Origin of the sequence: Pseudanabaena sp. SR411, assembly GCF_002251945.1 — a bacterium.
Lineage (GTDB): Bacteria > Cyanobacteriota > Cyanobacteriia > Pseudanabaenales > Pseudanabaenaceae > Pseudanabaena.
On record NZ_NDHW01000158.1, the window covers coordinates 1 to 5404 of the forward strand.

The 5404-nt window shown below is 43.2% G+C and carries 7 protein-coding genes; all 7 read right to left on the minus strand.

The features are described from left to right. Positions 1–41: 41 nt before the first annotated feature. Positions 42–3197 (minus strand): COR domain-containing protein, encoded by a 3156-nt coding sequence (locus B9G53_RS15860; protein ID WP_094533976.1) that lies wholly within the window; start codon positions 3195–3197, stop codon positions 42–44. A 48-nt stretch (positions 3198–3245) separates the two neighbouring features. Further along, positions 3246–3617: a DUF5615 family PIN-like protein gene (locus tag B9G53_RS15865; RefSeq protein ID WP_094533978.1), complete on the minus strand. Its 372-nt coding sequence runs from the start codon at positions 3615–3617 to the stop codon at positions 3246–3248. Next, on the minus strand, positions 3614–3844 hold the full coding sequence (locus B9G53_RS15870; RefSeq protein ID WP_094533980.1) for a DUF433 domain-containing protein: 231 nt from the start codon (positions 3842–3844) through the stop codon (positions 3614–3616). The genes B9G53_RS15865 and B9G53_RS15870 overlap by 4 nt, the downstream gene beginning before the upstream one ends. A gap of 62 nt (positions 3845–3906) precedes the next feature. Next, positions 3907–4044 carry a hypothetical protein gene (locus B9G53_RS27475; RefSeq protein WP_176453239.1) on the minus strand — a complete coding sequence of 46 codons (138 nt, stop codon included), beginning with the start codon at positions 4042–4044 and terminating at the stop codon, positions 3907–3909. Positions 4045–4086: 42 nt separating this feature from the next. Beyond that, entirely contained in the window at positions 4087–4500 is a 414-nt protein-coding gene (locus tag B9G53_RS15875; protein ID WP_094533982.1) for a type II toxin-antitoxin system VapC family toxin, read from the minus strand. After that, positions 4497–4754, minus strand: coding sequence for a hypothetical protein (locus tag B9G53_RS15880; RefSeq protein WP_094533984.1), 258 nt, complete (start codon positions 4752–4754; stop codon positions 4497–4499). Before B9G53_RS15880 ends, B9G53_RS15875 begins: the two co-directional genes overlap by 4 nt. A 169-nt stretch (positions 4755–4923) precedes the next feature. Beyond that, a partial coding sequence (locus B9G53_RS15885; protein ID WP_176453240.1) for a DUF2344 domain-containing protein occupies positions 4924–5404 on the minus strand: 481 nt, incomplete at its 5' end.

Here is a 5404-nt window from a genome sequence, read left to right on the forward strand (position 1 = left end):
GTAAGTCCAAAATGTCTGTCATTGGTGCYGTCATGCACAAGCTATTGCGGCAGGTCTTTGGTGTTCTCAAGTCTCAGCGTTCTTTCGATCCTAATTTTGTCCAAATTCCCTCTTGACTTTTTGGTGCTTAAGACAGTATCTACATCTGTATTGGGTGATTTGCCTTGAATCAATAGAGGAATGCGTTTGTAGGTTTCGATCATTAGCTTCAAAAAGTTAGTTTCGCTTAGTTCGCCATTGTATCGAAGTATAAAAGCACCAATCACACCTACTCCTAAAATTCCAAAGATAAAAACAATGGGAATGATATACCAAGGTACATAGGCGCTGATAATCGCTGCCATTGCGGTAATTACGACGATCGCTAATAGAAAAAATCCGCCCGTTGACCAAAGGCTGGGTTTATTTGCGATCGCTGGTTTGGGGTTGAGATCTGGTTCTTGCGTCATGGCTGTGGTTTGCTGTTGGTTGATGTTGTGGATATTAACATTCACGATAGGCTGGGATGGTCGATCGCTATACGAATCTCTTTCTCGCAAGTCATCTTTTGAACGTGATCGCCTATCTTCGATGCCTTCGATGAGTTCGCGGATATTGTAACTGCGATCGGCTTCTTCGGGGAAATAGGTTGTCTCGCCTCGATCTAACAACTTGAGTAGATGTTTGTAACTGACCGTGACTTGGAGATTATCAGGGAGAACAATACGCTCATCGGGAGTGAGTTTTGGACGGTCGTGAATATCGTCAAATTTGTCGCGGATGACGGAGAGAAAACTATGACGGGTGTGGGAAGCGCCTTTGATGCGGATAAAGATTTTGGTATCTTCGAGATCGGCTTTGATGTAGGCGAGGTTGCCAGTATCGGAAGCGAGGATTACGCCTGTACGCCAGTAGGTGCGGCTGTTGGTGCGGGCGATGAGTTTGTGAGCCTTGACGATGAAACGGGAAATGACGCTATTGGGTAGGACTTTATCGTAGCGATATTCAAATCTCAGGCAGTCGTCCCATGTGCCTGTGTGGGGTTCCTCTTTGGGGAGTAAATCGGGAATGAGGTATTCGGGATAGTCGCGATCGCGGGAGTTTTCCATTGCAAAGCATAGCTCGAACTTTTCCATCATTCTGAGAATGAATTTACGCGCTTCATCGGTAGCGTAGCAGTCCTGTTCTTTGTTCGATTTGGGTCGAAAAATTCGCTCTGTGTCTTGCCAATGCAATACACCTTTATATTCCGTCATCAAGAGGTTATCGTTAATGATTTTGTACGCACCGACTGTGACCCATTCGGGGTTGAGAACGTTGGTGTCTTTGAGGCGTTTGTCATCGGTGAAGTTGAGAACGATGCCCAATTCATGCAGGAGGCGGACGAGGGTATGGCGCGATGATTCTCTAGTGATGCCAGTATCGATGCATTTTTGTTCATATTCTTGATAGGTGATGTAGTCGAGATCGTCCTGTTCCAGTTTGTCCTTGAGGTTTAGCCATTTGACGGGTATGGGATCGAAGACATGGGGCATTTCGTTGGCGATGATTTCGGTGATTTTTTGTTTGAGTTCGCTAATCCCTAACCCTGTGGCGCAGGATGTGCCGATAAAGCCTTTGATGTTGGGATATTTGGTTTGCAAGCCGTGGCGATCGAGGTCGAGGGGATGGTCATCGATTTTATTGCCGACAATGATCACGGGGGCTTGATTTCCGAGACTTTCAATCAGTTTCAGCCAATATTCGATGCGATTGGCAAGTTCGTCTTCGCGGGTGTTGATGACTAATAGATAGAGGCTGCGCTCGGTAAGGAAAAACTGATGGGTGGCGTGCATGATTTCCTGTCCGCCAAAGTCCCAAACCCGTAGTTTCACCTGTTCATTTTTGGCTGTAATCTGCCAATCCCGAATATTAATACCATCGGTTTTGCGTTCGCCTGTATCAAATTGATTGTCGAGTAAGCGCTTGACCAGTGAGGTTTTGCCCACGGTTCCCTGTCCAACTAATATCACTTTCCCTTCGTTTAATGGCTGTCTTGGTCGTTCCAACCAAAAATCAAATAGTGCTTTAGGGTTGTTCCTGTCATTGAGAATTTCTGGCGGAATTGGTAAAGGATTTTCCCCTAGATTAAGCGTAGTTAGATTTGCTAAGTTAGCGATCACGTCTGGTATCGCCGTGATTTTGTTGCTTTCGAGATTAAGCGTAGTCAGATTTGCTAAGTTGGCGATCGCGTCTGGTATCTGCGTAATCAGATTACACGATAGGTTAAGGCTTTCCAAACTAGATATACTAAAAATAGAGTTTGGAATCTCTATGAATTTATTTCCTTGTCCACTGGAAATTCGTCCAAAAAATAATCCAATATTCAGAGATTTTAATTTACTTAATTGCGAAATACTCACTGGTAGAGTATGAAGTTGATTGCTTCCAATGTTAAGGTTTTGGAGATTGGCTAAGTTACCGATCCCTTCTGGTATCTGCCTTATTTGGTTGTTACCGAGATTAAGCGTAGTCAGATTTGGTAATTGGGCAATCGCATCTGGTATCTGCGTAATTTGGTTTTCCCACAGGTAAAGCTCAGTGAGATTTGCTAAGTTAGCGATCGCGTCTGGTATCGCCGTAATTTGGTTGTTATGGAGGAAAAGCGTAGTCAGATTTGCTAAGTTGGCGATCGCGTCTGGTATCGCCGTGATTTGGTTTCTATCGAGGCGAAGCGTAGTCAAATTTGCTAAGTTGGCGATCGCGTCTGGTATCGCCGTGATTTGGTTTCTATCGAGGCGAAGCGTAGTCAAATTTGCTAAGTTGGCGATCGCGTATGGAATCACCGTGATTTGGTTGTCAAAGAGGTCAAGCCAAGTCAGATTTGCTAATTGGGCGATCGCGTCTGGTATCGCCGTAATTTGGTTGCTAGAGAGGACAAGCGTAGTCAGACTTGCTAATTGGGCGATTGCGTCTGGTATCACTGTGATTTGGTTATGTGGAATATGAAGTTCTTTGAGATTGGTTAATTGAAAAATCTCTTGGGGAATAGCAGTTAAACTATTTCCTTTACCCTTTCTTTCCTTACTGTCCCACTTCCCTAAAATCAACTTTTCCAGACTTTGCAACCGTCCAATTTCGCTGGGTAGACTTTCCAGACCTTTCCCCGACAGATCGAGTTCTGTCCAGCCCTCTCGTTCGGCTTGTGCGATTATTGCCAATAACTCTGCATCGTTCATAAGGAAAAATTAAAAAGGAAAAAGGGAAAAGTTTGTTTTAGGATAAGACTAATTTTTGCGAATCGGTAAAATTCTTACCTTCGATCGCTGCATATCAATAGAAACCAGCGCACCAGTTTCAAGCTCTTCACGAAACTGGGCAATACCTGCCATTACCACATCTCCAATTACACTAGCAAAAGTTTCCTGAGTACGAATTTGTAACACACTAGGCGCATCAGCCTGAGTCGCCGCCAAAATTGCCCCAAAATCAAGATCGTGCGTAAACACAATAAAACCATTGACTAGAGCATATTCCATAATTTCTCGATCCTTTGCCGATGCGCTACCAACTTTCGACCAATGTATCGCTTCTATTCCTGACGTTGCAAAATAACTTACCCAATCAGGCGACAAATTCATATCAATCAAAATCTTCATGCAGACACCAAAGCAACCTCGACCTCCTCAGACCTCCAAGCCGCATAGGACAACGCCGCCATAATATCCTCTTTCTCTAAATAAGGATAAGCATTTAAAATTTCTTCAAACGAATGTCCAACAGCCAATAGTCCAACCAATGTACCTACAGTCACCCGCATTCCCCGAATGCAAGGCTTACCACCCATCACTTGAGAATCCCATGTAATTCGTGCTAGATATTTCATTCACAAGACCTCACTAAATCACTGTAAAGATTGTACATTTGTTGTTTCATTATCCAACTTTCCTAAATCAATTTTTCCAGACTTTGCGATCGTCCAATTTTGCTAGGTAATTCTTCCAGATCATTCCCCGACAGATCGAGTTCTGTCCAGCCCTCACGTTCCGCTTGTGCGATTATTGCCAACAACTCTGCATCATTCATAAGGAAAAAGTAGAAAGGAAAAAGGAAAAAATAATGGGAAATTTACGGTTGAATTATAGAAATCTCTTCATTACGATGTTTGCGATAAATTTTGAAATCACTATCTAAAGTCATCACCGCACTATTAGCAATTCGCTCAGACATTCTCACCAAACAAGCATCCGCAAACGACATCGGCACAGACTCATAACGATCCATCAATACCCGCACATTACCCGCCTCCTCTTGCAAATCAAAAGCGATCTCAATTACATTTCCTTCAATCAACTCAACTATGGCACGTTGAATATGAGGCAAATCTCGAAACAGAAAACAAGCTTCCGAAATCACCGCATCACAAGTGAACACAGGTAAATCAACCAGTTCCCATTGCTTTACAGCCCATTGATGAAAGCGATCAGATTTTCTAAAATATGCAACCAAAACACCAGTATCGAGAATTACATGCTGACTCATTTCTGACCATATCCTTCCATGTACTTCTGGTTAAAAGAAAGATCGTCAACGCCACCTTCAACAGCCCCTTCCCATTTTTTGAGTAAATCACGAGGAGAACCTTGGAATTTTTTAGTAATTGGGCGTTCAGGTTCTTGGTTAACTTGCCGATCACCCAACTCAAACGCGAGAAATTCAATAAATCGCAAAACTTGTTGCTGTTGCTCAGTTGGTAATTTCTGCATCTTACTCAAAGCATTTTCTAGCACCGTCATTCTCTGAATCCTCCTGCATATTGAATTACTGACATTTTACAAGATTTCTTAGATGGGCGATCGCGTTACGAAGGAAAAATTAAATCTATCTTCACCTACTTCCCAATATGAGCAAACTATTTCTATTACGGCAAAGTAAGGTGACTTAAGCCACCTTACTTTATATTTGTTAACGCATCGATTCGCGATGAACCTTTACTAATTTGATCTCATCCTCTTCGGCAAGATACTTATTCATCATATAGACCACATACTCAGGTTTGAGATTGCTGTCGGGCTTACAACTTCCCATAAAATGAATCTTAGGGAACTCAGGATCGGGGTTAATTACATTAATCGCAAACAGGCGATCGCGTAATTCCAGCATCTGATTACGACCTGATTTCGAGACTTTTGGCATTTGGATTGAAGTTGCTGCCAGCACACAATAACTAGCACCTTCCAGTAAATCCATAATATCCGCCGCATTACGCTCTTTTGGCGTAATAAAGGCACAAGTGAGCGTATATTCCGCAACTTCAAGCATTGCATCCAAAGAAGGCGCATGAACAGGAACCTCCTCGATCGCATAAATTGGCAGATCCGCATCTAATTCTGCTTTGAAGCGTTCGAGGAGGTTCCTGTTCATGCGCCTTCTTTGGATGCAATGC

What these genes read in the sequence shown, in the direction of transcription:
- B9G53_RS15875 (WP_094533982.1), bottom strand. Translation starts at nt 4,500, where the DNA reads ATGAGTCAGCATGTAATTCTCGATACTGGTGTTTTGGTTGCATATTTT.
- B9G53_RS15860 (WP_094533976.1), bottom strand. Translation starts at nt 3,197, where the DNA reads ATGAACGATGCAGAGTTATTGGCAATAATCGCACAAGCCGAACGAGAG.
- B9G53_RS15880 (WP_094533984.1), bottom strand. Translation starts at nt 4,754, where the DNA reads ATGACGGTGCTAGAAAATGCTTTGAGTAAGATGCAGAAATTACCAACT.
- B9G53_RS27475 (WP_176453239.1), bottom strand. Translation starts at nt 4,044, where the DNA reads ATGAATGATGCAGAGTTGTTGGCAATAATCGCACAAGCGGAACGTGAG.
- B9G53_RS15865 (WP_094533978.1), bottom strand. Translation starts at nt 3,617, where the DNA reads ATGAAGATTTTGATTGATATGAATTTGTCGCCTGATTGGGTAAGTTAT.
- B9G53_RS15870 (WP_094533980.1), bottom strand. Translation starts at nt 3,844, where the DNA reads ATGAAATATCTAGCACGAATTACATGGGATTCTCAAGTGATGGGTGGT.